This window comes from Sphingobacterium paucimobilis HER1398, assembly GCF_000416985.1.
Taxonomy (GTDB): domain Bacteria; phylum Bacteroidota; class Bacteroidia; order Sphingobacteriales; family Sphingobacteriaceae; genus Sphingobacterium; species Sphingobacterium paucimobilis.
The window spans coordinates 312,116-338,017 of the sequence record NZ_ATDL01000015.1; the positions used below are offsets into that span (position 1 = coordinate 312,116).

The 25,902-nt window shown below is 45.1% G+C and carries 25 protein-coding genes; 17 read left to right on the top strand and 8 right to left on the bottom strand.

Annotated elements, in window-relative coordinates; translation table 11 throughout:
* The first annotated feature begins 21 nt into the window (after positions 1-21).
* From M472_RS34235 to M472_RS34280, 11 genes are all read left to right on the top strand, one after another.
* Positions 22-1,257, top strand: a complete 1,236-nt coding sequence (locus tag M472_RS34235) for a hypothetical protein (RefSeq protein ID WP_021070435.1) — start codon at positions 22-24, stop codon at positions 1,255-1,257.
* Between the two features lie 27 nt (positions 1,258-1,284).
* Entirely contained in the window at positions 1,285-3,165 is a 1,881-nt protein-coding gene (locus tag M472_RS34240; protein ID WP_021070436.1) for a hypothetical protein, read from the top strand.
* Between the two features lie 11 nt (positions 3,166-3,176).
* Complete coding sequence (locus M472_RS34245) at positions 3,177-4,292, top strand: dienelactone hydrolase family protein (protein WP_081643163.1); 1,116 nt, start codon at positions 3,177-3,179, stop codon at positions 4,290-4,292.
* A 54-nt stretch (positions 4,293-4,346) separates the two neighbouring features.
* The gene (locus tag M472_RS34250; RefSeq protein WP_021070438.1) at positions 4,347-4,676 is read left to right on the top strand and encodes a hypothetical protein; all 330 of its coding nucleotides are present in this window, start codon (positions 4,347-4,349) and stop codon (positions 4,674-4,676) included.
* Between the two features lie 48 nt (positions 4,677-4,724).
* Positions 4,725-6,098: a polysaccharide lyase 6 family protein gene (locus M472_RS0122740; RefSeq protein WP_021070439.1), complete on the top strand. Its 1,374-nt coding sequence runs from the start codon at positions 4,725-4,727 to the stop codon at positions 6,096-6,098.
* A 45-nt stretch (positions 6,099-6,143) separates the two neighbouring features.
* Complete coding sequence (locus tag M472_RS34255) at positions 6,144-7,028, top strand: alpha/beta hydrolase (protein ID WP_021070440.1); 885 nt, start codon at positions 6,144-6,146, stop codon at positions 7,026-7,028.
* A gap of 35 nt (positions 7,029-7,063) precedes the next feature.
* Positions 7,064-7,399 (top strand): hypothetical protein, encoded by a 336-nt coding sequence (locus tag M472_RS34260; RefSeq protein ID WP_021070441.1) that lies wholly within the window; start codon positions 7,064-7,066, stop codon positions 7,397-7,399.
* Positions 7,400-7,527: 128 nt separating this feature from the next.
* The gene (locus tag M472_RS34265) at positions 7,528-9,888 is read left to right on the top strand and encodes a TonB-dependent receptor (RefSeq protein WP_021070442.1); all 2,361 of its coding nucleotides are present in this window, start codon (positions 7,528-7,530) and stop codon (positions 9,886-9,888) included.
* 42 nt (positions 9,889-9,930) lie between these two features.
* Positions 9,931-11,220, top strand: coding sequence for an enolase C-terminal domain-like protein (locus M472_RS34270; RefSeq protein WP_021070443.1), 1,290 nt, complete (start codon positions 9,931-9,933; stop codon positions 11,218-11,220).
* 6 nt (positions 11,221-11,226) lie between these two features.
* Positions 11,227-12,342: a plastocyanin/azurin family copper-binding protein gene (locus M472_RS34275; RefSeq protein ID WP_021070444.1), complete on the top strand. Its 1,116-nt coding sequence runs from the start codon at positions 11,227-11,229 to the stop codon at positions 12,340-12,342.
* Between the two features lie 38 nt (positions 12,343-12,380).
* On the top strand, positions 12,381-13,859 hold the full coding sequence (locus tag M472_RS34280; RefSeq protein ID WP_022829346.1) for a PQQ-dependent sugar dehydrogenase: 1,479 nt from the start codon (positions 12,381-12,383) through the stop codon (positions 13,857-13,859).
* Positions 13,860-14,147: 288 nt separating this feature from the next.
* On the opposite strand, the gene M472_RS34285 is transcribed toward M472_RS34280, so the two are convergent.
* Positions 14,148-14,681, bottom strand: coding sequence for a cyclic nucleotide-binding domain-containing protein (locus M472_RS34285; RefSeq protein WP_021070446.1), 534 nt, complete (start codon positions 14,679-14,681; stop codon positions 14,148-14,150).
* Positions 14,682-14,916: 235 nt separating this feature from the next.
* On the opposite strand from M472_RS34285, the gene M472_RS34290 reads away from it, so the two are divergent.
* From M472_RS34290 to M472_RS45215, 6 genes are all read left to right on the top strand, one after another.
* A complete protein-coding gene (locus M472_RS34290) occupies positions 14,917-15,369 on the top strand; it encodes a LytR/AlgR family response regulator transcription factor (RefSeq protein WP_021070447.1) in 453 nt (150 codons plus the stop codon).
* Positions 15,370-15,388: 19 nt separating this feature from the next.
* The gene (locus M472_RS34295) at positions 15,389-15,667 is read left to right on the top strand and encodes a MerR family transcriptional regulator (RefSeq protein ID WP_021070448.1); all 279 of its coding nucleotides are present in this window, start codon (positions 15,389-15,391) and stop codon (positions 15,665-15,667) included.
* A 518-nt stretch (positions 15,668-16,185) separates the two neighbouring features.
* Complete coding sequence (locus M472_RS34300) at positions 16,186-16,812, top strand: fibronectin type III domain-containing protein (protein WP_081643165.1); 627 nt, start codon at positions 16,186-16,188, stop codon at positions 16,810-16,812.
* Between the two features lie 141 nt (positions 16,813-16,953).
* Positions 16,954-17,334, top strand: coding sequence for a hypothetical protein (locus tag M472_RS45210; protein WP_144062711.1), 381 nt, complete (start codon positions 16,954-16,956; stop codon positions 17,332-17,334).
* Positions 17,253-18,665 (top strand): C40 family peptidase, encoded by a 1,413-nt coding sequence (locus M472_RS45750; protein ID WP_235049502.1) that lies wholly within the window; start codon positions 17,253-17,255, stop codon positions 18,663-18,665. Before M472_RS45210 ends, M472_RS45750 begins: the two co-directional genes overlap by 82 nt.
* Positions 18,666-18,698: 33 nt before the next feature.
* Positions 18,699-19,154, top strand: coding sequence for a hypothetical protein (locus tag M472_RS45215; protein ID WP_144062712.1), 456 nt, complete (start codon positions 18,699-18,701; stop codon positions 19,152-19,154).
* Between the two features lie 52 nt (positions 19,155-19,206).
* Here the strand turns inward: M472_RS45215 and M472_RS34310 are convergent, their stop codons facing one another.
* The 7 genes from M472_RS34310 to M472_RS34340 are packed head-to-tail and all read right to left on the bottom strand — an operon-like array spanning position 19,207 to position 25,902.
* Positions 19,207-19,521, bottom strand: a complete 315-nt coding sequence (locus M472_RS34310) for a hypothetical protein (RefSeq protein WP_021070453.1) — start codon at positions 19,519-19,521, stop codon at positions 19,207-19,209.
* A 32-nt stretch (positions 19,522-19,553) separates the two neighbouring features.
* Positions 19,554-19,853: a hypothetical protein gene (locus M472_RS34315; RefSeq protein ID WP_021070454.1), complete on the bottom strand. Its 300-nt coding sequence runs from the start codon at positions 19,851-19,853 to the stop codon at positions 19,554-19,556.
* Positions 19,846-20,484: a 2,3-bisphosphoglycerate-dependent phosphoglycerate mutase gene (locus M472_RS34320; protein ID WP_021070455.1), complete on the bottom strand. Its 639-nt coding sequence runs from the start codon at positions 20,482-20,484 to the stop codon at positions 19,846-19,848. Before M472_RS34320 ends, M472_RS34315 begins: the two co-directional genes overlap by 8 nt.
* A gap of 24 nt (positions 20,485-20,508) precedes the next feature.
* Positions 20,509-22,848 (bottom strand): ribonucleoside-diphosphate reductase subunit alpha, encoded by a 2,340-nt coding sequence (locus M472_RS34325; RefSeq protein WP_021070456.1) that lies wholly within the window; start codon positions 22,846-22,848, stop codon positions 20,509-20,511.
* A gap of 27 nt (positions 22,849-22,875) precedes the next feature.
* Positions 22,876-23,847, bottom strand: a complete 972-nt coding sequence (locus tag M472_RS34330; protein ID WP_021070457.1) for a ribonucleotide-diphosphate reductase subunit beta — start codon at positions 23,845-23,847, stop codon at positions 22,876-22,878.
* The gene (locus M472_RS34335) at positions 23,844-25,286 is read right to left on the bottom strand and encodes a leucyl aminopeptidase family protein (RefSeq protein WP_021070458.1); all 1,443 of its coding nucleotides are present in this window, start codon (positions 25,284-25,286) and stop codon (positions 23,844-23,846) included. Before M472_RS34335 ends, M472_RS34330 begins: the two co-directional genes overlap by 4 nt.
* The gene (locus M472_RS34340; RefSeq protein ID WP_021070459.1) at positions 25,276-25,902 is read right to left on the bottom strand and encodes a peroxiredoxin; all 627 of its coding nucleotides are present in this window, start codon (positions 25,900-25,902) and stop codon (positions 25,276-25,278) included. The genes M472_RS34335 and M472_RS34340 overlap by 11 nt, the downstream gene beginning before the upstream one ends.

The following is a 25,902-nucleotide window of genomic DNA, read 5'->3' on the forward strand; positions in this document are numbered from 1 at the left end:
CCTAAAACAGAAGCAAAGCACATGAAAAAGAATCTATTATTATTCGCCATCTTATTTATCGTGTCCTGTGTAAAAAGCGCTGTCAAACCGCACGATACCCTTGTCGAATTAGGAACAGCCAATACATTGGCCGTGGTATATCACTATGTCTCCCCGACAAAACAGGGAGACGGCAGTGGCCGCAACCCTCAAAATGCAGCCGACTTTCTAAGCACTACGATATGGAATACCATAAACCAACAGCTTGCTAACCAACCTGTATGCGTAAAATTTGCCGAAGGCTCTTATACCAGAGCATTTACCGAAAAGCCCCTGATATTAAATGGTATAGGTAATGTACAACATCAGTTGACATTAGAAGGCCTCCCTAATAAGACTGTTTTTGATGCACCAGACAACCTCTCCCTCAAAAAAGGAGTATTGATCGATATCAAAAACTCACAGAACATACACATCAAGAACATCTCGTTTACGGGTAATGGCTCCTTAGGATACGCACTCCGTATCACTTCTGACAAAGACAAAAAAACCACCAATATTCGAGTTGAAAACTGCCAATGGCATGATATGCGGGGTATCATCTACGGAGCAGCTGGGGCACATCAAAAAGGCACCAATCATGTTACCTTTTTGGATTGCATATTCAAGCGAGTAGGTGTAGATAGCCATTCTCACCATATCTACAACGCCTATGGCCCCTCCCACATTTTTGTGATCAATTCTCATTTTGAAGACTGCACAGGTGACTACGTCCGTTTTAGAGACAGTATGGATTATTGCTTGGTCAAGGGGTCTACATTTATTCGTAATGAAGGATTCGATGGAAAAGTGTTCATATCCATGCCCATATTCAACAGTAGACCTCCTGTAGGAGATGAGTACTTTTGCTCCAACTATGCCTTTGTAAACAACAGTTTTGTCAACAACTCCTCCGCCAAGACAGCCAATGCCATTACATTCTACCATAGTGGCTTTACCCCTCCATCTTGGAATTACCTGCTGACGCCCGAAGAGGGCGCAACCTTACAAGGTGGATCGTTGTCAGAAAAAAAGGAACTTTTACGCGCTAATTTTGGGATTGACACTGATAAAGTTCGTATCAGCAACAATACGTACTCGAACAAAATAGTCACTCAAGTAGCTTTGGGTACCTATCCTAATTACGGTGCCGTCACGCGCGGCTTTAAGGGCTGGGCATCCCTTACAGAGGTGATAAATTCCAGCAATACGCCCTTTATCTGGGAAAGTTCAGAATAACGTCATTAACCATTGTACACAACAGCCATGATTAAAACAAAAGCCCTACTATTCTTTCTCTTGATTCATACTATGATCAGTATTGCTACGGCTCAGAAGGAGAGAAAATTCACTTTTGAAGAGCTCGGCAAACCCATCCGTATGAACCTCCCCATCGAATTGGTTACGAAAGCTACAGAGACTGGTCCCATTGCATGGGCCGGATTGACAGATGCGGAGCGAAGTGCACTCATCGGCGTTCATATGGAGAGCGGACAGTTGACACAAGTCGATCTTACCCCTTATGGTAAGGCGAACAGTGTTCTGATCTTCAAACACAATGAACAGACTTTGTATCTTTTTGCCGGAAATAAGGGGCGTTTTCTAAAGTACGATATTCCGAGCGGCACGCTCTCTACCGTAGGCCCTCCCAGTGCAGCGACCTATTGGGTCAGCGGCAGTTACACCGTTGCTCCCGATGGAAAAATATATGTAGGGACTTTCCCACAGGGCGGTTTATCAATTCTAGACCCTGATACAGAGCAGGTTGAGCACAAAACCCATATATCGACCAACGCTGGTATGGAGTACATCATCAAACCAGTCAGCGATGCCGACGGCATAATATACCTGCCACACGGTATGCATCATGGCGAGCTATGGTCCTTTAATCCGACTACCAAAGAACAACAACAACTATTGCCTGAAGACCTACAAACTTATGGAGCACCGGTTCTTTGGAAAGCATCCGATGGAAAAGTATATGGCAAGAAAGGGAATACTACTTTTTCATGTATGGCAACGGGAATTACACCAGGACCAACCCAACCTGCGCAGATCGAAACAGATTGCCTATGGAATGGCAAAACAGCTGTATTGATCAATGAGAATGGACACTTAGAAGTCAAAGACAACAACAGCAAGCAAACCTCAATTATCAAAAGCACATTTGTACCTTCTGCCAAACTGGTGTTCAGCATTAGTGATGTTCACAACGGAAAGCTCTATGGGAGCAGTATGAAGCCAGGTCATATGTTTTCATACGATATGCAAACTGGAGAACTCCGCAATATGGGACGCATCACAAGAGGGTCTACACAGATATACGATTTGCTGTCCTATGGAAAGGGACTTTTTACAAGCAGCTACACAGGTGGTTATATCGAATATTTCGATCCCAGCCTGCCTAAATCTACGGACAATCCTCGTTTATTAGCCTATCTGCACAAAAGCGACAAACAAGAGCGCCCTGTCCAGTTGACACTGGCATCCTATGGTAACATATACAGTCCTACAGCACCTATCAAAGGACACCTTGGAGGTACACTGGTACAAATAGATCCTAAGAACATGAAAACAAAAACGTTTAAAGATCTTATTCCCAATCAGAGCTACACCTCAGTAACCGATATCCCAGAGACCGACGAAATATTTGTCACCTCCTCTATCGGTGGGGGCAGCAGTGCCAAACCAACGGAAAAAGAAGCTTGGGTATTCTTATGGAATACCAAGACCAATAGCATTTCTTATAAAACGCAGCCAATTACTGCAGCTACAAGTTATACCAAAGCTGTACGGGCTACGAACGGAAATATCTACGGATTTACTTCCGATCAATTTTACGTTTTCGATCCGATCAAGAGAGAGATTCAGCATCGAGGCGAGATCAAGGTCAGTAATTCCAAGACCAAGGCAAGAATAGTTCCCAGTGAAAAAACAGGGACAGATGGGCTGCTATACCTGATCGACAGCCAAGGGGGGCACCTCCTATCCATCGACCCGAGCACCAACAGCGTACAGGTGTTAGCTAGCCATCCCTCCCTCCAGGGAGCCCGTTTTGCGAAAATACAAGAGGATGGTTACCTCTATTACCCATCAGGATCATCCCTGATGCGGGTACGTATTACCAATAATCAAAAATCAATTTAAAAAATAAAGATATGCTTTGTCACAAAACACACCGTCTCTTGTTCCTTCTTTTGGTGTTCGCATTTGGCCAACATGTCCAGGCAATGATACCACAACTACAGGACACTATCCCACAGGTCGGAAGAGACGAACTCAAGTCGACTATAGAAAGGATATACATGCAGAAGGGGCCGAAAAAAAACATAACCTCCAGACCAGAGTTACAAATCATCAGCAAGACAAAAGAAGCCGACCACGAACGATGGCATGTCAAATACCTTGTAGACACCGAAGATTATGCTTTTGCCTATCTCCTGGTTCCAAATACGTTAAAAAAAGGACATAAACTACCTTTAATCTTATGTCCACATCCGACAGCAGAGACCGGAAAAGATCGAGTGGTGGGCATATATTCCGCACCGGCAAAAGACGAACAGGAGCAGATTGGTCGAGACAACAGGCAGTATGCCTTGGACTTGGTAAAAAGAGGATTTATTGCATTTGCCCCCGATCGAGCAGCTTATGGACAGCGTAGACGTCCCAATGGTACAGCCAACAACAAAGCTGAAATGGTACTGGAGGAGCAAAAACTTCAATTGAAATATCCAGGCTGGGGGCTTACCGGAAAAAGTATCTATGACCTTCAAAAGGCCTTAGACATGCTCACTGCACTCGACTTTGTGGACAGTACCCAGATCGGGATTGTAGGGCATTCACTCGGTGCTTGGGACGCCATCCTTTTGGCCGCACTCGATGAGCGCATAAAAGCGACCGTAGTCAATGCTGGCGGCATGGTAAATTATCGCCCAGATCTCTGGAAAAACCCGACAGCATTGCGCCGGTACTTAGCGGATACCACGCGTGTAAACAGTCTTAACACCAATGCCAACATCTTCTTAATGCTCGCTGCACCACGGGCCGTCCTCTATCAATACTCACTCTTTGATTCACGGAATAGAGGCAACAGCCAACTATTGGAATGCTTTCGGGATGTAACCAATTATTACACCATACTCAACCAGTCCAAGTCTGCAGACTTCAATTATTTCCTGCATGGATACGGTCATGATTTCCCTTTAGAATCGCGCCAGCTGGCATACGCCTGGTTCGAGAAAAGACTGTTTCAAAACAATAAACAGAAACAGTAGGTACACGAAGATTCACAACAAAAAACAGATTTATAAACCCTTAAATAATTAAAAATGAAAAAAGCACTTATTACAACAGCATTTACATTACTCTTGTCCCTTTCCCTATTTGCACAGACCAAGCCAAAAGGGATTTTTCTTCACCATACCAAAGTCATGGACGCATTGAACATGACCCCAGAACAACGGACCAAGATCATAGAAATCAGAAAAGCAACCGATGTCAAAGTGATCACTGAAGATGCTTCTCTTTCCGAAGCCGAAAAGAAAAAAGCGATGACCGCTATGTACCGTAAGCGCACCAAAGAACAGCATGAAGTACTTACCGAAGAACAGCTGAAAAAACTAAAGCAGATGCAGGCTGATGCCAAGAAAGAGAACTAGTTCCTTGCTTATTGTCACATGCTATTATAACCATAATCCAGACACAAGATGAAATACCTTTTAACCAGCCTATTGATATCCTTCTTTACCTGCAGTATACTTGCCAAGGAATACCACATCCACTCTGCCGAAGAGTTAACGGCCCTTTCCTTGCACGCAGGCGATCGCGTTGTAATGATCGGAAAAAAATGGACTGATCAAAAGATCATATTTAAGGGAGAGGGCACTGAGTCCTCTCCTATTCTACTGACTGCAGCACATCCGGGGCAGTTATCACTTGGCGGCAGCTCCAACTTGATTATTGATGGTAAATGGCTAATTGTCGATGGCCTTTCTTTCCATGGTGGCTATACCTTAAAGGAACATGTCATATCATTTACCGAAAGATCTGAAAACTGCCGTTTGACCAACACTGCTATTGTCGACTACGATAATCCCGACAAGTCCATGCGCAACAGCTGGATTGTACTCTATGGTTTTCAAAACCGAGTAGACCATTGCTTTATAGCTGGAAAAACCCATCTGGGGACCACCATCGGAATCTATGTTTCAGATAAACCAAACTATCACCGGATTGACCACAACTATTTTGCAGGCAGGCCACCCCTCGGCAGAAATGGAGGCGAAATAATCCGGATGGGTACAGACCAATGGTCCATGCACGACTCTTTTACCACTGTAGAAGACAATGTTTTTGTCCACTGTGACGGTGAGATCGAAATTATTTCGAACAAATCCACCAATAATACCATCCGCAACAATCTGTTTTATGAAAGCAAGGGTATGCTCACTCTTCGCCACGGCAACAAAGCAAATGTATATGGCAACTACTTTATCGGAAACCAAAAACCAGGCACTGGTGGCATCCGTATTATAGGCGAAGAGCACAGAATACACAACAATTACTTCCAAGGCCTGACCGGTACCGGGCTCAATGCAACGATTACCTTTATGAATGCTTGGGAAAATCCTCCGCTTCATGGATACTGGCAAGTCAAGAACACCGAAGTCAGACACAATACTATCATAGACTGTACCGAACCCATCGTTGTCGGGTCCGGTAAAAATGAACAGACATTTTTACCCCCTATACACAATATCATAGCAAATAACATGATCATTGCCAAGACTGCTCAAGTGATTACTTGGCTAGAAACCAGAGCAAAAAATCCGGATAATATCAGATTCGAGAAGAATATAGTCTCCCTTCCACCTCACATTGCCGCCGACTCTTATCCTCCTGGTGTCCATGTACAGGATCCTTTATTACGACTCAATAACTGGGGGCTATTACAGCATAGCAAAAAAACACCCAAGGATATTGGAAACACGCCACTGAGCAGTACACAAGAAGCCTTATTCAAGACAGATGGTATCGGCCCTTCTTGGAAGCGCCCTGGTATTAAACTGACTGTTCAATAAGAGTTTTTGACAACACCTTAATTCACCGAGTATAAAAATATAGAAATGAAGACAAACAGCATCATATTTGCCCTATTCTTGATCTGTGCTAACCATACACTTTCTGCAGGTTTTCCTCCTCAAGGGACAACCACAGGTATAGATGAGGTAATCAAGGACAGTGTACAGCACAAAAACAGTCTAAACATACGCTACGGAGACAAACCCGAGGCCCCCTATACATCAGATACCTCAAGCGATCGACTGTTAGATCTCTATCTCCCCACACAGCGCGTCCATAAAAAAAATCCCGTTTTCTTATTTGTCCATGGCGGAGGCTTTTCAGGAGGTGATAAATCGGCCACCACAGGGCTGTTTCAAACATTAGCCCGTAAAGGTTATGCGGTATTGTCTATCAACTATAGGCTTTATCTTAAGCACCACAAAATACCGGGTGCAAGCGCACGTGCCAACATGAGCAAAGGCTTACGTCCCGACGGACAATTTCACCCTGCCATGCAGCAAGCCATCCAAATTGCCACAGAAGATCTGAACCTGGCATTCACTTGGGTCAAACAGCAGCATGCCACCTACAACTTTGATCTCGACAGGGTGTTTGTCGCCGGTGGCTCAGCAGGGGCCATGGCCATTCTAAATCTGGCCTATGCCTCAGGACAGCAAATACTTCCCATCCGGGCTACCGTCAATCTATGGGGAGGCTTACAGGACGCATCCGTTATCCAAAAAAACGCACCTCCCATGCTCACTTTCCATGGAGACAAAGACGACCTCATTCATGTCGATTATGCTTATGCGCTGGATCGTCGAATGAAAGACCTCGGTTTGGTTTCAGAAACACATATTCTAAAAGACCAAGGACATGCGCTTTACAACCTTATCCATAAGGAATACACCGATACCATTGTTCATTTTTTAGAAGCTCAAAAGTAACATCTATTATTTAACATTTATAAATTCAAATCATCATGAAAAGAACGATCATCCTGACAGTACTACTGTTTACCCTAAGCCTAGTAGGCTATGCCCAAGAGAAAAAAAACGTTGTCTTCTTGCACAAAACAGAAACCATGAACGAGCTGGGGCTTGATACCGAGCAGCAAACTAAGATTACAGCGCTGACCAAAGCGTCTTTTGCCGAGATAACAAAAATCAAAAAAAACACGGAATTGACCGAATCCCAAAGAAAAACCCAGATATCATCCGTGTACAGACAAAGGCAAAAAGACTACGAAGCAGCATTGACGCCACAACAGTTAAAAAAATACAATGAGATGAAAGAAGCTGCAAAAAACAATAAATAATTAGAAGTTAAGACATTAAAATATTAATTTCGTTAAGAGCATCAACAACACGTTGCTCTATGCGAATCCGCAGGTTTGCGGATTCGCATTTTATTATCAGCCGTAACACCAATATAAATCTAAATAATATGAGAAAAGCGTATACCCTGATTATCTTGCTATGCTGTATCTGCACCTATTCTAAGTCGCAGACACAGGCAACCCTCGAAGGATCGGTTTTCTATAAAGAAAGCCAACTTTCCAATGCAACTATCACACTTTTGAACACCAACTATCGTACCTATTCCGACGCTAAGGGCAACTTTAAAATCCAAGAGATACGTCCTGGGAAATACTATCTTCATGTACAGGCAGATGGTTTTTCCGACTTTCTCGAAGAGATTCAACTGGCTGTAGGTCTACAAAAGCAAGCTATCCTGCTTTCCAAAACCGAACAGCGGCTTCCAGAAGTTGTCGTCACTGCCGACAAAAAAGAAGCCGGTATGCAGAAGACGCCCCTCAGCCTCACTGTTCTTAATGCCAAGGACATACAAGCCATGAGACTGCGGGACGCCAAAGACCTGACAGCTATCGTTCCTAATCTATACGCGGCCAATCCTGGCGATCTGCGAAATGTCATCAGCATCCGTGGTATCACGACCACCTCTTACGATCCCGCTGTCACAACATATATCGACGAAGTCAATCAATTCAGTTTGGACACCTATATCTCACAACTTCATGATATCGAACGCATCGAGGTACTTCGAGGTCCGCAAAGCAGCCTGTACGGCAGAAACGCCAGCGGTGGAGTCATCAACATCATCACCAAACAACCTGGTAACAATACCTCTGGGTTTGCAGAAATAAGCCTTGGCAACTACCATGCACAACGCTATGCATTGGGTTTTCGTACACCATTAGTCCACGACAAACTGTATTTCGGTGCATCCGCTATGTATACCAAGAGAAACGGTTACTACACGAATAAATCGACACAATCGTCGTATGATGACATGCAGCTGCACCAAGGCAACTACTTCTTAACGTACAACGTGCACAGCAAACTCACTTTTCAGTTAAATGTAAAGCATCAAGGGCATTCCAATGAAGGTCCCTTTCCCTTGGTTATGGGGATAGATCAAGCGTTCGAACATCCCTTTGAGCTTGATCAAAACCGCAACACAACCATGAAAGACCAGACCGTCAACGTTTCTTTAAGCGCCCGATATCAAGGAAAAAACTATCTTCTAAACGCACAATCATCCTATCAACAAAACTACCGCTATTACCAAAATCCGATCGATGGGGATTTCTCGAGTAATGATATCATTGCTATCGTAAACAACTATGGCAGACCTTGGAACACCAATAGTGTATACATGCAAGAAGTCAGACTATCCTCCACCTTACCGTCAGCCTCCAAATTTCGTTGGAATATGGGACTTTATAGCTTCCAACAACACAGTCCTACCAAACAGGGAACCTATTACGGTAACGATGCCGGCATGTATGGACTTCCTTTAACCAACTTCACCGATATTACCATCAATAAACTCGATACCTGGGGAGGCGCCGCTTTTGGACAAGTTGACTACCAGCTTAGCCCAGACCTCTATATAACAGCTGGACTCCGTTACGATTATGAGCACAGAAAGCAACAGATCGAAGGCACTTTTCTACCAGATAACGGAGAAGTCACGGTGACTACACCAGATACCTCGGCCACTGCCCACTACAGTAACTTGAGTCCAAAACTCTCTTTTAATTACCAAATAGCAAAAGACAACCTGTTATATGCCTCTTATAGCCGTGGTTTTAGGGCTGGAGGAATGAGTCAACTGTCTGGAGATCCCACACAACCGCCATTAGCATCCTACAACGCCGAACACAGTAATAATTTAGAAATAGGCAGCAAGAATATGTTTATGAACCAGCGATTAAAACTCAATGCAACACTATTCTATAGCCAGATAAAAAACGGACAGATTCCTGTATTGATCATGCCACAGGCACTCACATTCATCCAAAATGCGGCCATGATGACCAGCAAAGGACTGGAACTCGAACTTGCCGCCATTCCTCTCCAAGGGCTTGAGGCCAGTTATAATTTTGGATATACCCATGCCCGTTACAATGATCTTACCGTCATCACAGAGGGAAGCAATCAGGACCTGAGTCACAATAAGCAAATTTTTACTCCTCGCACGACCTCCTTTTTGTCCCTACAGTACACACGCGATATCCCGGCATTGGGCAATTCCAAATTATTTGGACGCATTGAACATAAAAATATTGGCAAGCAATACTTCGATCTGACCAATACCCTATCGCAGGACTCCTATTCCCTATGGAATGCACGCATCGGGTTGCAGTATAAAAGAATCGAGCTCGCCCTATGGGGAGCTAATCTGAGCGACGAGAAATATATAGCTTATGCTTACGATTTTGGAGCGATAAATTTAGGCAGCCCACGCACTTATGGCCTAACTATCAAAAGTATTTTTTAAATTGCGGTAACGTACACAGTTTCCATAAAAAACCAGAGAATTATGAAGGAGATAGAAATAACAGGAATAGATTCCAATTTTCAACGCGAAGAACTAAAGCATTTTTTTGGCTTCAAAGGTGGCTATCTGACCGAACTATGGCAAAATATAGTGCGAATAGAAAGCCTCAACGGCTTCGAAAGCATAGGTATCGGCACACAAAGTGTCCTTTATGGAGATGCCAACGTCTTTGCTTCTACATCCGAATCCAATGGCAATGCATTGATGTATGTGGTCACCAACAAAGCCCTGCAGCGGATCCAAGGCCTCCAATTCGAAAGTCCTATAGCGCTTTTAGATCACCTTATTCCCGAACTATATCAAGAGGCAAAACAAATAACAGGTATCGAGGAACTCAACATCAATTTTCTTTACAATGCCTTGCTGAGCGTAGACAATGCACTATGGCTGCTCTACGCCGCTGAAAACAATCTCCGTACCTTTCATGATATGATCCCGGCACCCTATAAAAACGCATTATCCGCTCAAAACAAAAAGATAGCAATCATGTTCCAGGTCTCGTACGACATGCCCATAGCCGATATCGTACAGGCAGCCGATGATGGTTATTTTGTATTCAAGATCAAGACCGGTTTTCCAGGTACTCCCGAGGAGATGCTTCACAAAGACATCGTCAGGCTCACCGAAATACACCAGGCTTTAAAAAACAAAAGCTCGAAACAAACACCTACAGGTCAGGTGTACTATACTATGGATGCCAATGGTCGTTATCCCAACAAGCAGTTGCTGCAACGATACCTAGACCATGCACGCAGCATTGGTGCCTTTGATCAGATTCTATTATATGAAGAGCCGTTTATAGAAGAGAACAACGAGAATGTATCTGATATGGGACTCCTCATTGCTGCTGATGAAAGCATCCATAATGAGGGAGATGCCTACGAGAAGCTCGCTTTGGGATATGGTGCATTTGTACTCAAAGGAATTGCCAAAACCCTCAGTATGACACTGAAAATAGCCAAGATTGCTTACGAGCACAGCATCCCTTGTATATGTTCAGATCTCACCGTCAACCCCACACTCATCGACTGGAACAAGAACATCGCTGCAGCAGTAGCTCCGTTTCCAAGTCTAGGTATGGGGCTCATGGAAACAAATGGAGATATGAACTACAAAAACTGGACTGAAATGAAGTCTCGTCACCCCTACCCCAATGCCCCATGGGCCAACCCCATTCAGGGAGCCTTTGAACTCGATTCTCATTTTTACCAAACAGGGGGCGGCATATTTGAAGTACATGACTACTACAAGAACCTTTTTAAACACAAATAACAAATTATGCGAACCAATAAAAAAATATGGAATGCAAGCCTGATCCTCCTTCTACTGTTGGGTGTGCAACTTATTGCTTCATCGGCATTTCAAAAAGAAAGTCCGACCAAGATCGAGCTTCACGTTCTCCCTGGATTACAGTTTAATCTACCAAGATTTCATGTAAAGCCAGGGGCTCCAGTTGAGTTGGTATTTACCAACACCGATGATATGGATCACAATCTCCTTATACTCAACCCAGGACAACGCGAAAAAGTAGTACAGAAGGCGATGGATCTAGGGGTAGATGCCTTACGAAAGAACTACGTCCCCAATGATCCTGACATATTATGGCACACCCCTATTCTCCACGATGGGCAATCCAAGACATTGCATTTCAAAGCGCCGGACAAAGAAGGTGTATATCCCTATGTCTGTACACTCCCTGGTCATGGCTTCGTCATGTATGGTGCCATGTACGTCAGTAAAGAGGATAATATGCCTCCCATAGAAAAAGACAGTAACGTACCGCCCACCCGTATGAAAGCTGATGAGCATCACCTGCACCATAAGGCTTCACATCCTTATAAACTCGAGCCGCCGTACCTCTATCGGCTCTATATAGAAGGTAGCGGACCTGCTGCGATAGCCGTCCATCTCCCAGAGAAACTCTCCTACTGTTGGGATGCTGGAGCCTGTAGGTTACGGTTTGCATGGCAAGGCGATTTTGTCGACAATACCCTTCTTTGGAAAGGTCATAAAGACGCGCGTGCGGCCGTACTCGGTACTATATTTTATACCGAGAACCAAAAAACCGCCCTCAGCATAGGCAACAGTACACTTCCCCAGGAACATAGATTCAAGGGATATCGCATAACCAAAGCAGGGTATCCCGAATTTCGTTACCTCGTACATGGCGTAGAAGTTTTTGAACTCATCCAAGAGCTAAAAGGCGGTGCAGGTATCGTACGTACTTTCCGAATTCCTACATTAAACGAAACCGTGAGCCTGCATCTTACCACAGCCCCCAATGTACAACATACAGTCAACGGAAAGCCGATAACAGGCACAGTTTTACAATTGTCCGCTGCCGAAGGCAAACAATTCAGCATAGAAACCAAAAATATAACACACGCACACTAAACAGCCTACGTGATGCATCACCTATAAACGACAGACAGATGAAAACAAACATCCTTTTACTGGTCCTTATATACACCTTATTCTCTTGCCATCATACAGCGAAAGAAGCCGATCAGTCCTATCTAATAGAGACCATCACTATGCCCGAAGGACTGACTGCCGAAGTCGCTGCCCTAGACTTTTTACCGGATGGCCGACTCGTCGCCGCTTTCATGCGCGGCGAGGTCATGATCTATGATCCCAAGAAGTCTTCCTGGAGCCTATTCGCGACAGGCCTGCACGAGCCGCTCGGAATGTTGGTCGTCGACGATAAGGAAATACTGATCATGCAACTTCCTGAGCTGACACGCATCCGAGATACTGATGGAGATGGCATTGCCGACGATTATGAAACCGTATACGATGATTTCGGCATGACCGCCAATTACCATGAATTTGCTTACGGTCCTGTTAAAGATTCCAAGGGCAACCTTTATATAGCGCTCAATTCTGCATCGTCAGGTGGCGATATATCTCCCGAGGTTAGAGGCACCTACAATGCCGATGGTAAAGGAGAACAGCGAGCCATGTTTGCTGTAGTGCCCTACAGAGGTTGGATTATGAAGATAACACCTGAAGGAAAAGCAATCCCCTTTGCTTCTGGCTTTCGCTCGCCCAACGGCCTCGTCCTCGACGAAAACGACAATCTGTATGTAACCGACAACCAAGGCGATTGGGTCGCTTCGAGCCCGCTCTACCACGTCCGCGAAGGGCAGTTTTACGGCCATCCCGCATCACTGGTATGGGACGACAGATGGAACAAAGGTAATCCCTTTGAATGGTCTACAGACTCTTTGGATCAATTACGAGACAAACCTGCCGTTATATTTCCACACGATGTCATCGCCAATTCGCCCACCCAACCTATCGTCGTAAGAAAAGGTATGAATATGGATCACTTTCTAGGGCAATTGCTCATCGGCGAGATGAATACCGAACGTATCGTACGGGTTATGCTCGAAGACATTGATGGCATGACTCAGGGAGCTACGACCATACTCCTCCAAGGACAAGGATTACGAAAAGGGAACAATCGATTGGCAATTGCACCTGACGGCAGCCTATGGACTGGACAAACCGATCATGGTTGGTTGGGCGATCGAGGTATACAAAAGATCATTGCAACCAACAGAGTACCCTTTGACATCAAGAACATCAGGCTCGAAAAAGACGGGTTCGAACTCGAATTTACCAAACCATTTTCAGACGCTCCTGCAAGCGACATCACTCCGCTGCTAGCCGTCAAAAAATACAACTACCATTATCATGCAAAATATGGTTCACCGCGGATCAATGAGACCGAAGTACGTATCCTTCAAGCCACAGAAGATCATAAAACGAACAAATTAAAGCTCAACCTCGGAAAGATGGAAAAAGGCTTTGTCTACGAAATAAAAATTGACTCTCTATACAGTAAAGACCGAAGAGATACCCTGACCAACAAGATTGTTGCATATACCGTAAAAAAAACGAAATAGGCATTGCCCTCTTCTAGCCCCTATAGACTCTATTCCGCAAACATGGAATAGAGTCTATAATCCGATCACATGTCCACAGATGTATCTCGCAAAAGCTGCCCCCTGAGCATTGTATAGAGCGTATCAATATCTGCGTAACATGTATCAAGTTATGCATACCTCATCCCAGCAAAAGCTCCTATTTTTGGGTGTACTAACCTACAGACCACGAAATATCTATGTGCACATGCTATGCCAGCACGATTTAAAAGACAAATTATATTCCTATGAAACCAATGCAATCCAATCTTAGAAATTCTTTCGTAAATATTCCTCACTCACTGCTATATAATTGGCGATATCCTTTCGAACCATATAAGGAAAAGCTTCTTTGTGCAGTTGCTTAAACAAGGCTATACGTGCCGACTTTTGAGTCATTTCCAATAACAGGAGACGTTCATCGCTCTGCTCATGCCATACGTCCAACAGGCTGTCATAAACACGCACAGCTCTGGGAAATACTTCAATAATATGGTACAGTGCCTCCCGGGATAATATAAGCAACTGACACGGGACCAATGCCCGAAAATAAATCGCTTTGGGCTGCAAAGGAACAAAGATCAGTTGATCAGACTGAATAACACGCACTACCGACGTCAGGTGCACTTTGAGCATGGTTCCCTCCACTAAAAAACAGATATCACCAGGGTTGCATACAAGACGTTGATCCACGGCACAATGTACCGGGGTTAAAGCCGAATACAGCGCATTCCATTCCTCTTGGAGATCATCCTGCGTATGGGACAGCAGCAATCGGCGCAATTGTAAAACAGAAGCATCCATATACGTAATTGTTGGTTATATCGAGTATATATACCAAAAGACAGCATAATGACCAATTATTTTTCTCAATAGCCTATCAGAGCCTATGATCACAATTTATTCAAACCTAAACATTTCTATTTCTACCTCAGGTCTCCCAAACCTTGTCACGACCGCGATCAATCTAATCTCTCCTGATTTACCACAATATCTGGAAATCAGCTATTAACAGAATGACTTATTTACTAAACAGCACATGAAACAAACACAAACAAAAGGATCTCGCTTGAGCCGTGAGACCAACCAGTCCAAAAAAACTGCAGACAACAGCAACAGAGGCATGACACCATCTCCGATCGAAACAGAGCAGACTTCCCGGTTATTTCTCGTTCGACAGTATCCTAATCCACAACGGATAAAAATAGACTTTGACCAGATTGTACGATTGGAAGCCGACGGTATGGATTGCATCATCTGGCTTTCTGGCAACCTCCGTTATACGGCGACCAAGCCCATGTCCACTGTACTGGACCGGCTACCTGCCGAACATTTCAAAAGATGCCACAGATCACACGTCATCAATATCAATTACGTCATCTCCGTGCAGCACAACAGTATACAACTCGAACACACTCCCGTCTCTATTCCTATAGGTGATCGAAAAATTCACACTGCATTCGATCTATGGGACAGAACAAATAGCTTATAAACCAAAAATGAACTAAATTATGGAAGATCACTTAATCCGTCTATATCTCACCGTCAAGCGCATGTTGGACTTATTGGAAAACATAAGTGGAAACACCGATCGACTGGCCGGTAAAAGTCAGTCTAAAGTGTATTTCAAAAATGACGTTATGAACGTGTTAGGCATCAGCGAAAGCACCTATAAGCGTTATGTCAAGCAAGGCAAATTAAAACCCGCACGCATAGGCAGCATGGATATCTATCAAGAAGAGCACCTGCAACCAATTATCGCCGAACTGCGCAGGCGCGGTCGGATGTAGCACATTGTAACATACAATCAGACATCCTGCCCCGATGCACCAAGACGCCAGCCTGGTGCATCGGGATTGCTATATGCATCATCAATTTCCCTACTATACAAACCATCAATCAATTACCTGTCATCGTCCCCCACACTTCCTCCCATTAATTCCACCAAGGCTATAGCATCAAACTACCTTAGCCTATAACTATTCGGGCGGAATTCATCTTTATCCTTCCTTCATACCTTCCGCCCCAAACTTGATACCCCAAGTTTCAGACTTATAAAAGTCTTTGCCAAACTTCCTCCAACCGTCGACCTCCTTGCTCTATACTCCAGCTGATACCATATAGCCAAAAGTCCATTTATCCATTATGAGTATCTCCTTTGGCCTCCAAACAGGTCAATACGGTTCATCTTCAGGTCAATTCAGTTCATCAGTCCAGCTCCTGCCCCAACAGCGACTACGTTTGCCATAGATCAACGGGAAGCGCGCCTCCGAGATCGATATGGTTTAACACAATAAATGATAAGACTATGGTCGTAACACACCGAGCCCTAAATGGCTTTAAAAGCATGAAAGATGACGAATTGGTCATCACCGTACAGACTATCCTACGAGCAATGGATAGCAATACCCACTTTACCACTCCGAGTCCTGCATTGGCAGATGTACAGACCGAGCTGGATGATTTTCTAACGAAGCTGGCGGCAGTACGCAAACGTGGCGCTCCTGAAGATACTGCACTGAAAAATGAGAGTCGCATTATTCTCGTCGACACCATGGCCAAGCTCTCCTATTACGTCAATCTGACCGCCAATGGGATACTGTCCGTACTGCTGAGTTCAGGATTCCCGACCAATCCATCGCCGACCACGACACAGCCACCGGTGAAGATACAAGGCGTCAAATTACTGGATACCAACCAGTCGGGACAAGTCAGGCTACAATTTCAGATGCAAAAGAAAATCAGGATTTATGAGTACCGCTATGCCAAGAGTACTGACCCTGAAAATTGGTCCGACCGCAACAGCACCACCGATTCGCGGATCACTGTCATCGCCCCCCTGGAACCGGGCATACGTTACCTCTTTCAGGTACGCGCCGTCAACCAACATGGTGCCGGCGACTGGAGCGATAGTGCAACAATCATTGTAAGGTAAAAAGTGAGGGAGTTATCCTGTGATCTTGGTAACCAGATAACTCCCTTTGCATAACCCTATAACTTCATAACTACATAACTCGTTCACTTGCGTAGTGAAACGGAGTCCCGACATAGTCGGGAATAACATAACATACAAACTATGATAACAACACATCCTTCATGGCTAGCCCAGGGCTGGCAGGAAGAACTCAGCTTAACAGAAAAAATGACCATAGGCACTATCGTACTATGCAGCATCTGGCTCCTTACCGCTTCGATACTCTCCTTGCTGGATCCTACTGCAGGGCTGCTCGACAGCGGTATACTCACCGTATTGATCTTCGGATTGATCGTCGGTTGGCTTGCTGTATACATCAGTTTTTGGCTGCAGGAACTGCTGTGGCATCCTTTCAAAACATTCAGACAACAATTCAATAACCATTTTAATGAACTCACATCATGGCAACAATGTATTATCTATTTTTCAGTATTCTTTTTACTGCTATATGCAGTGATAATGGTGATGGTAGTGGTGTTTTAAGCGCCTCTATGCCGGCGCATGGCATCTTCATTTTGCTTGATCAAAACGAAGCAAAAAATCAAGGCTTGGCTGCTAAACTTCCCGCTCAAGCCGCGGGTGGCTCATACTTTTTTTCCGCTAAAAAGTATGCAAAAAACTCATCGCTTAAAACTTTTGACACAGAGGAGGTGCATCCCAGGGCAATTGTCAAAAATTTTTTAGGCGATAAAGGAAGCGAATGTAAAGGATTAGCTTATTATACCACTTCATTACAATTGGGATTAATCTCGCCTTTGAAGCAGTTCCCCATTAAGGATGACCTTTTAACATATGGAGTCAAAGGCCGTAAAGCTATAATTTACAAAAACTTACATTTTGCAGCACATAAGGATTTACCTTCGGTGAGCTCGCAAGCTCGGTTCCAGTCTAAGGGGAGGAAAAAAGGAGTGGGGACCTTGGAAACCGCCTTGATAGCTTTACGAAGCCGTGATGAACATAGGTTAAACAGTCTTGATCTTTGCGGCACTTTCTATCAAGGGAAAGTGCCTAGGTGGTCCGCCGATGAAGACAATAAAAGAATAGGAATATTAAACATTGCTACAGCAGAACTGGGCGTAAAAGAATCAACTGGCAACAATGATGGCCTTCGGGTCGACAATTCTTTACGCCTTGCGCAACCTAGGCCGTTTTTTAAAGCTAGTGCTATTCGCTCTATCTGTACAATATCGGAAAATGTCGCCTTCGATATTTTTAAAAATTTGAAGGAGGAGGCACGATCCATTGTTTTAAAAATATCCAGCGACGAGTTTTTGCGTACTTTTTGCGGAAAAAAGTACGAGCCCCGCCACGGCTCGAGTGGCATAAAAGCTAAACATTCCGCCGATGAGGACAAAAGAAACTTAATAATAACTATAGCTTCTGCAGAACTGGGCGTAAAAGAATCAACAGGCAACAACGATGGCCTTCGTATCGAACAATACCTGGCTTACACCGGACTAACCAAAGGCTATGAATGGTGTGCTGCTTTTGTCTCCTGGTGCTATGGGCGGGCGGGGTTAGCTGCCCCTCGTAATCCCTGGAGTCCAGCATTATTTCCCAAGGCACGAACGTACTGGAAAGAAGGAAAAAGCCTAAAAGGGCGAAAAGGCGGGATCGAAGCAGCAGATATCTTCGGCATCTATGGGACGAAAGCGCAGCGAATCGTTCATGTCGGTCTTGTCAAAGAACAACAGAGACAATACCTCATCAGTATCGAAGGCAACAGTAATAACCGCGTCGAATCCAGACGTCGACATCTGCGAACAGTACATGCTGTATCAGATTGGATTGACGAAAAGAGCAGTACTCTCTAACATTCCAAGTCCATAACCTCATAACTCCATAACATGGCCACTATACCCCACACCTTAACTTTACCTATCTTCGTTTGTATCATCCTCAGCAGCTGCAGCCTTCAGCGAGACCGACAGAAGACTATACAGTCTGAATTAACACAAATTCGATCAAGCCAGCATAACCGCGACAGCAGTTACCTTCACCTAACGGACAGCAGCCAACGTTATTGGTCCTTTTGGACAGATGGTTGGTTATATTATCATCCTGATTCTGGGCTGCTCGCACAAGGTGGACAATTGTATCTCAACGAATCCTTACGCGCCGAAAAAATGATGACACATATACAGACACAAGAGAATGACAGTTTGCATATTTACAACAGGCAGCAAAAAACAGAGAATATGATCCACAAAAACAAAACCGGAACTTATTTCTGGCTCTTTCTATTGCTAGCTGCCATACTCATCTACCCCATTTATAGATGGTTTCATAAGGTAAAAAACTGACAGACACGATTGCCGCCAAAAAGCCATTTGGTTTCTCTTCCAAATGGCTTTTTTACTCTTTATCCTGCCTATTGGAGGAATACTTCGCTCTAAAAGCAATCTTCTCCCTCTCTCTTTCCAGCAATAAACAAGCGATAACATATCCTGGGGTATGCTTCCCCTGAGACTCCGCCAGCCGTTCTCTCGCCTTATCCTCATTCACGTCAATACGGTACAATATGGCCACCAGCCTATTGAAATCATGCTGTACAAGCCAGTCCAAGTAGCTTACCAAATCTTCAAATTTTAACTCCTGCGCAGTACGGGATACCTCTTCGTTAATTCCGAGTTTATCTGCCAATAGCGCCAGTACATCTGTAGCTTCCATAATCCTTAAAAATCACAGCATATCCTATAGAACTAACCCAACATACGCTGCTGTTGCTTTTCCAATATTCTATCTGCAATTATATGGCCAACATACGCATCATCTGCTCTTCGTGACAATAAGGCACGTACTTCGTAACTGGGTATCCCCATGTTTTTCAGCAGAGAGAACAAGGTCCTACGGTTATGCCTCGCCAAATCAGCCAGGTATGTCGCAAGTAACGATTTAAGCTCCAGAAAAGACGGAGTTCCCCGTGCCGGCAAAAAGCGCTCAAACCTCAGAAAGCCCAGCAGCAGCTCCACTTCCTCTGCATTGACACAGACGCTAACCATGCGTCACTGTCTTTAAAAGAGATTTAGGCAACAACGCTTGTCTTTTCTTGAAATACGCATCTTTCATCTCATAACACAATGGCAGCCCAGTGGCCATTTCCCGTTTCATGATTTCAGACGAAGAGATATGTTCCAAAAACATAATCAGTGCCCGCAAGCTATTACCATGAGCTACCACCAGTACGTTTTTATCACTGGCCAATTCAGGTTCAATGTAATCTTTAAAATAAGGAATTACCCGGTCATAGGTCTCTTTCAGGCTCTCTCCTCCTGGCGGAACCACATCAAACGAACGCCGCCATTCCTGTACCTGCGCTTCGCCATATTTCAGCACCGTCTCCGCCTTATTAAGCCCTTCGAGCATGCCATAGGAACGTTCGTTCAGACAGGCCGTGATCATTATCGGGATCGTCACCTGATCCATTTCCTCCAGCATGATTGCCAGTGTCCTTCTAGCCCTCAACAGTTTAGAACTAAAGGCCATATCTATTTTTTGATCCAACAACTGCCGGCCTGCATTTCGTGCTTCCTCCTTACCCAGTTCGGTAAGATCTATATCCTGGCCACCCGTAAAACGGCTTTCCAGATTCCATTGGGATTGTCCATGTCGGACTAAAATTAATTTTGACATAACATTACTTTTTTAGTGTGCGAACTAACTTCCACAAGCCATACAATCCTCTGCACTGTCCAGCGAACAGGCGACATCCATTCTTGCCTGCCCAGAGGCATCTACCGGTTCGACCGTAAATTTGATGGCATCTACGGCTGCCTTTGTCCGCAGGTAATACATTCCGGTCTTCAATCCACGCTTCCAGGCATGAAAATGCATCGAGGTCAGTTTGGCCATATTGGGCTGCTCCATAAAAATATTGAGCGACTGCGACTGACAAATAAAGGCACCCCGATCCGCGGCCATATCGATAATGCTTTTTTGTTTTATCTCCCAAGCGGTCTTATACAGCTCCTTTAATGATTCTGGAATCTGCGGAATATCCTGTACAGATCCATTATGGGCAATCAGCCTATTCTTCATCTCAGGAGTCCACAGTCCCAGCTCGATAAGATCCTGCAACAGGTGCTTATTGACCACAGCAAATTCGCCCGACAGCACACGTCTGTTGTACACATTGCTGGTATACGGCTCAAAGCATTCGTTATTGCCCAATATCTGCGAGGTAGATGCCGTGGGCATAGGCGCCAATAACAAGGAGTTTCGCACACCATGTGCCATGACCTGCTGCCGTAGCCCCTCCCAATCCCAACGATCAGAGGGTGCCACCCCCCAAAGGTCAAACTGAAACCGCCCCTCCGACAATGGTGAGCCATTAAAAGTCGAATAGGCTCCTTGCTCTTTTGCCAATTCCATGGATGCCTCCATGGCAGCATAATAAATCGTTTCAAAAATTGCTGTATTCAGCTCTCGGGCTTCCACACTTTCAAAAGGCATCCGCAATACCATAAAAACATCTGCCAGTCCCTGCACCCCTATACCGATCGGCCGGTGGCGGAGGTTAGAACTTTCCGTCTCTGGAATCGGGTAGTAATTACTATCGATAATCTTGTTGAGGTTACGGGTCACAATTTTCGTGACCTCATACAGCCTATCGAAATCAAATTGCCCATTGTTCACGTAGCGTGGCAGCGACAGCGATGCGAGATTACATACGGCGACCTCCTCTTTGCTTGTATACTCCATGATTTCGGTACAGAGATTCGAGCTGCGGATCACACCGATATTCTTTTGGTTGGACTTTTCATTGGCTGCATCCTTATAGCACATATACGGTGTACCCGTCTCGATCTGTGCTTCTAGAATCGCCGTCCATAGCTCCCTTGCACTGACCTGCCGCCGGTACTTATGCTCCTTTTCGTAATGCAAGTATAAAGCTTCGAAAGCTTCGCCATATACACCATAGAGCCCGGCCGCTTCATTGGGATCAAATAGTGACCATTGCGCATTCGCCTCGACACGCTCCATGAAAAGATCAGGAATCCACAGTGCTGGAAATAAATCACGGGCACGCATCTCCTCTTTACCGTGATTCTTACGGATATCGAGAAAATCAAATATATCGGCATGCCAAGGCTCCAGGTACACCGCAATAGCCCCTTTACGCTTGCCTCCTCCCTGGTCGACATAGCGGGCTGTATCATTAAATACACGCAACATCGGAATGATTCCATTCGATATGCCACCAGTCCCCTTGATATAACTTCCGGTAGCCCGCACATTATGGATACTTAGGCCGATTCCTCCTGCCGATTGTGATATCAATGCACAGCGTTTCAGCGTATCAAAAATACCGTCTATACTGTCCTCGGTCATGCTCAGCAAAAAACAGGAAGACAGCTGAGGTCTGGCAGTACCTGCATTAAACAATGTAGGCGTAGCATGGATAAACCATTTGTCACTCATCAGATTATACGTCTCTATAGCTGCAGGAATATCATTACGATGTATACCGATGGCTACACGCATAAAAAGATGCTGCGGCCGTTCTATCACATTTCCATTGGCACGGATTAGATAAGAGCGTTCCAGCGTCTTAAAACCAAAATAATCAAAACTATAGTCCCTATCATAGAGCATGCTGCTATCGATCTGATCGGCATGTGCACAGATGATATCATATATTTCCTTCGCGATCAAAGGAGCAGGCGTCCCCGTGATGGGATCCTGATAGTCGTACATCAGCTTTGCCGTTTGGGAAAATGATTTCAATGTATTTTTATGGAGGTTACTGACCGCAATCCTAGCGGCGAGAATTGCAAAATCAGGATGCATTGTCGTATACGCCGCTACAGTCTCTGCCGCCAGATTATCCAACTCTGTCGTACTGACATTCTCATAGATACCCTGTATCACTTTTTTGGCAATATCGATCACGTCCTTCTCCGTGACCGACAATCCGTAGATCAATTTGTGTAGCCGTGCGGTGATCTTATCAAAATGCACGACTTCTTTCTTACCATTTCTCTTTACAACGAACATACACTTGGCTTATATTATTCTCTTTTTCTAAAACTCTTCGTCCAGTGAAAACAGTCGACCATCCCCATTTCCTTTGGACACTCCCGGCTTTTGATATTCCCCTACGCGGCGTTCAAAAAAATTGGTCTTGCCCTGCAAGGAAATCAGTTCCATAAAATCAAATGGATTGACCGCATTCCATATTTTTTGTTCGCCCAAAGCGACCAAGAGACGATCAGCCACAAATTCGATGTACTGGCACATCAGTTCCGCATTCATCCCGATCAGGCGGACTGGCAGCGCCTCCGTTACAAATTCCTTCTCGATAGCCACGGCATTTTGAATAATGTTCCGTAAGGTTTCTGTCGGGAGCCGATTTTCTACATGGCTATTATAGAGATGACATGCAAAATCACAGTGCAGTCCCTCATCACGGCTGATCAGCTCATTGGAAAAGGTGAGCCCTGGCATCAATCCCCTTTTTTTCAACCAGAAAATAGCGCAGAAGCTTCCCGAGAAAAATATGCCTTCTACTGCCGCGAATGCAACCAGACGTTCGCTGAAGCTCCCACTCTCTATCCAGCGTAAGGCCCAGTCTGCTTTTCTCTGCACACAGGGTATAGTCTCCATAGCTCGTAAAAGGTAATCTTTCTCCTTAGGATCCTTCACATAGGTATCGATCAATAACGAATACATCTCCGAGTGTATATTTTCGATCATAATCTGGAAGCCATAGAAAAAACGAGCCTCTGGATACTGTACCTCATTAATAAAATTGATAGCCAGATTCTCGTTGACAATCCCATCACTAGCGGCAAAGAAGGCCAATACATGCGTGATAAAATACCGTTCATCTTCCGTCAGTTTATGGTGCCAGTCATTGATGTCCGGCGACAGATCGACCTCTTCGGCCGTCCAAAAACTAGCTTCTGCCATCTTGTAAAACTGCCAGATATCGTCGTGCTCTATCGGAAATATCACAAAGCGATCCTTGTTTTCCTGTAATATGGGTTCCATCATCTTCTCTTGATCCTACTTTTCACAAATTCATATAATAGCCTTACCGGCACCGCGGTAGCTCCTTTCTGGCGGTATCCTTTAGCCTCTTTGACAAATGCCGCACCTGCGATATCCAGATGTATCCACGGATAATCCGTAAAATGCTCCAGAAATACAGCAGATGTACTCACCCCTCCTATCGGGCCCCCGAGATTGCTCCTATCGGCGACACTCGACTTCAGCAACTCTCGGAACTCCTTCCATAGCGGCAATTGCAACAGCCGCTCGTACACCTCCTCTCCTATACCTTTCAATGCATCGATCTGTATCTGGTCATTGCCCAATACAGCTATCCCGTATGGTCCCGTGATAGCCGCCGATGCTCCTGTGAGCGTCGCCATATCGATGACCAAATCCGGGTCGAAGCGTTTGGCATAGGTGAGTGCATCAGCCAGTATCAAGCGTCCTTCTGCATCCGTATTCTGTACCTCTACGGTAATTCCATCCATCATGCGTATGACATCGTCTACGACCAAGGCATCGGGAGCAATCTTGTTATCGGTTGCAGGCACCAGCCCTACCACATAGTAAGGCAGCCTGTTGCCAGCTATCGCTGTCATGGTACCCAATACAGCAGCTCCACCGGCCATATCACTTTTCATGGAAATCATATTTCCGCCCACCTTTACCGAATACCCACCCGTATCGAACATCACCCCCTTACCAACGAGTACGATCGGTTTTTCATTGATCGCACCAGCAGGTCTGTACTGCATCACGCTAAACGTAGGCGACACGGTTGATCCTCGATTTACGGCCAGCAGTCCGCCCATTCCCAGCACTTCGATCTCACTTTTCTTCAAAATTTCGGTATCAAATCCAAATCGCTTTCCTGCGGCCTGCACCTCTCGGGCAAATTGTTCGGCATTCATCGCATTTGGAGGTTCGTTGACCAAAGTCTTGGTCAACGAAATAGCCTCTGTCAGTATTTTTAGCTCCTGGAGATCCGCCTGAGAAAACAATCGGGCCGGCAGGTGAGCTATTACGGTATCCTTATCCTTTTCGGTTTTGTACTTGTCAAAAGAATAACTGCTCAATATCATTCCCTCCAGTATCGCGTAGCGTTCCTTCTTTTCCAGTACATGGAGTCCCTTGATACGCAGTGCATGCATACGGTGCTTGCGAATCAAACGATAAGCCGAAGCTCCTGCCAGCCGCAAGGTTTCGAGCTCTTTATCCGGGGCGACCACCATCGCTGTACAGCGATGGCCAGAGACACTAAAGGTCTGTGGACTGTCCCCAAAAAATGCCTTTTCCATACGAGCAAGTAGAGCAGGCGATGCCCCCAAGCGCTGTGCTTGCCCGCGTTCCGTCAAAAATATAAGACTGTCCATTTCGGGGGGCACCGTCTCCTTGCCTGCATGGCCTACCACATCCAGGTGTAGATAATTATCCGCCATATTTCCCTTTCATTTGAGCCGTCAGGGTCGACTGACTGGGCGTCCAGCCACAGGCAGTAAGTTCTTCCGTCTGCAATGCGTCCAATACCCGTATTACCTCGTCCACATTGCGTCCTACGTTCATCGGATACACCGCCACCCATTGGATAATACCTTTCGGATCGATGATAAATGTCGCTCGATAAGCCACCCGTTCCTGTTCATCCAAGATCCCCATCTCCCCGGCCAGGGATTTGGACGTATCTGCCAGCATCGGGATCCGCAGATCCGCAAGCCCAGGATGCTGTTGCCTCCAAGCCAGATGGACATATTCGGTATCCGTAGATGCTCCGATAACGACCGCATTACGGTTTTCAAATTCAGGAGACTTATGGTCAAATTCAATGATTTCGGTCGGGCATACAAACGTGAAGTCTTTAGGCCACCAGAACAATATGGTCCACTTGGCACTGTCCGATCCATAGCACTGGTTTATATCTGTAATCTGGATTCCCTCAGGAGTCGTCAATACCGCCTTTTTAACAAAATCAGGCAATTTATCCCCTATCGACAATATGCCTTTTTGGATCAACTGTCCTTGTTGACCATTTATTAGTTTTTTGACTGAATTACACAT

Bases quoted from the DNA above. Each gene is read 5' to 3' on its own strand.
- M472_RS34235 (WP_021070435.1), top strand. From the start codon at position 22: ATGAAAAAGAATCTATTATTATTCGCCATCTTATTTATCGTGTCCTGT.
- M472_RS34240 (WP_021070436.1), top strand. From the start codon at position 1,285: ATGATTAAAACAAAAGCCCTACTATTCTTTCTCTTGATTCATACTATG.
- M472_RS34245 (WP_081643163.1), top strand. From the start codon at position 3,177: ATGCTTTGTCACAAAACACACCGTCTCTTGTTCCTTCTTTTGGTGTTC.
- M472_RS34250 (WP_021070438.1), top strand. From the start codon at position 4,347: ATGAAAAAAGCACTTATTACAACAGCATTTACATTACTCTTGTCCCTT.
- M472_RS0122740 (WP_021070439.1), top strand. From the start codon at position 4,725: ATGAAATACCTTTTAACCAGCCTATTGATATCCTTCTTTACCTGCAGT.
- M472_RS34255 (WP_021070440.1), top strand. From the start codon at position 6,144: ATGAAGACAAACAGCATCATATTTGCCCTATTCTTGATCTGTGCTAAC.
- M472_RS34260 (WP_021070441.1), top strand. From the start codon at position 7,064: ATGAAAAGAACGATCATCCTGACAGTACTACTGTTTACCCTAAGCCTA.
- M472_RS34265 (WP_021070442.1), top strand. From the start codon at position 7,528: ATGAGAAAAGCGTATACCCTGATTATCTTGCTATGCTGTATCTGCACC.
- M472_RS34270 (WP_021070443.1), top strand. From the start codon at position 9,931: ATGAAGGAGATAGAAATAACAGGAATAGATTCCAATTTTCAACGCGAA.
- M472_RS34275 (WP_021070444.1), top strand. From the start codon at position 11,227: ATGCGAACCAATAAAAAAATATGGAATGCAAGCCTGATCCTCCTTCTA.
- M472_RS34280 (WP_022829346.1), top strand. From the start codon at position 12,381: ATGAAAACAAACATCCTTTTACTGGTCCTTATATACACCTTATTCTCT.
- M472_RS34285 (WP_021070446.1), bottom strand. From the start codon at position 14,681: ATGGATGCTTCTGTTTTACAATTGCGCCGATTGCTGCTGTCCCATACG.
- M472_RS34290 (WP_021070447.1), top strand. From the start codon at position 14,917: ATGAAACAAACACAAACAAAAGGATCTCGCTTGAGCCGTGAGACCAAC.
- M472_RS34295 (WP_021070448.1), top strand. From the start codon at position 15,389: ATGGAAGATCACTTAATCCGTCTATATCTCACCGTCAAGCGCATGTTG.
- M472_RS34300 (WP_081643165.1), top strand. From the start codon at position 16,186: ATGGTCGTAACACACCGAGCCCTAAATGGCTTTAAAAGCATGAAAGAT.
- M472_RS45210 (WP_144062711.1), top strand. From the start codon at position 16,954: ATGATAACAACACATCCTTCATGGCTAGCCCAGGGCTGGCAGGAAGAA.
- M472_RS45750 (WP_235049502.1), top strand. From the start codon at position 17,253: ATGGCAACAATGTATTATCTATTTTTCAGTATTCTTTTTACTGCTATA.
- M472_RS45215 (WP_144062712.1), top strand. From the start codon at position 18,699: ATGGCCACTATACCCCACACCTTAACTTTACCTATCTTCGTTTGTATC.
- M472_RS34310 (WP_021070453.1), bottom strand. From the start codon at position 19,521: ATGGAAGCTACAGATGTACTGGCGCTATTGGCAGATAAACTCGGAATT.
- M472_RS34315 (WP_021070454.1), bottom strand. From the start codon at position 19,853: ATGGTTAGCGTCTGTGTCAATGCAGAGGAAGTGGAGCTGCTGCTGGGC.
- M472_RS34320 (WP_021070455.1), bottom strand. From the start codon at position 20,484: ATGTCAAAATTAATTTTAGTCCGACATGGACAATCCCAATGGAATCTG.
- M472_RS34325 (WP_021070456.1), bottom strand. From the start codon at position 22,848: ATGTTCGTTGTAAAGAGAAATGGTAAGAAAGAAGTCGTGCATTTTGAT.
- M472_RS34330 (WP_021070457.1), bottom strand. From the start codon at position 23,847: ATGATGGAACCCATATTACAGGAAAACAAGGATCGCTTTGTGATATTT.
- M472_RS34335 (WP_021070458.1), bottom strand. From the start codon at position 25,286: ATGGCGGATAATTATCTACACCTGGATGTGGTAGGCCATGCAGGCAAG.
- M472_RS34340 (WP_021070459.1), bottom strand. From the start codon at position 25,902: ATGTGTAATTCAGTCAAAAAACTAATAAATGGTCAACAAGGACAGTTG.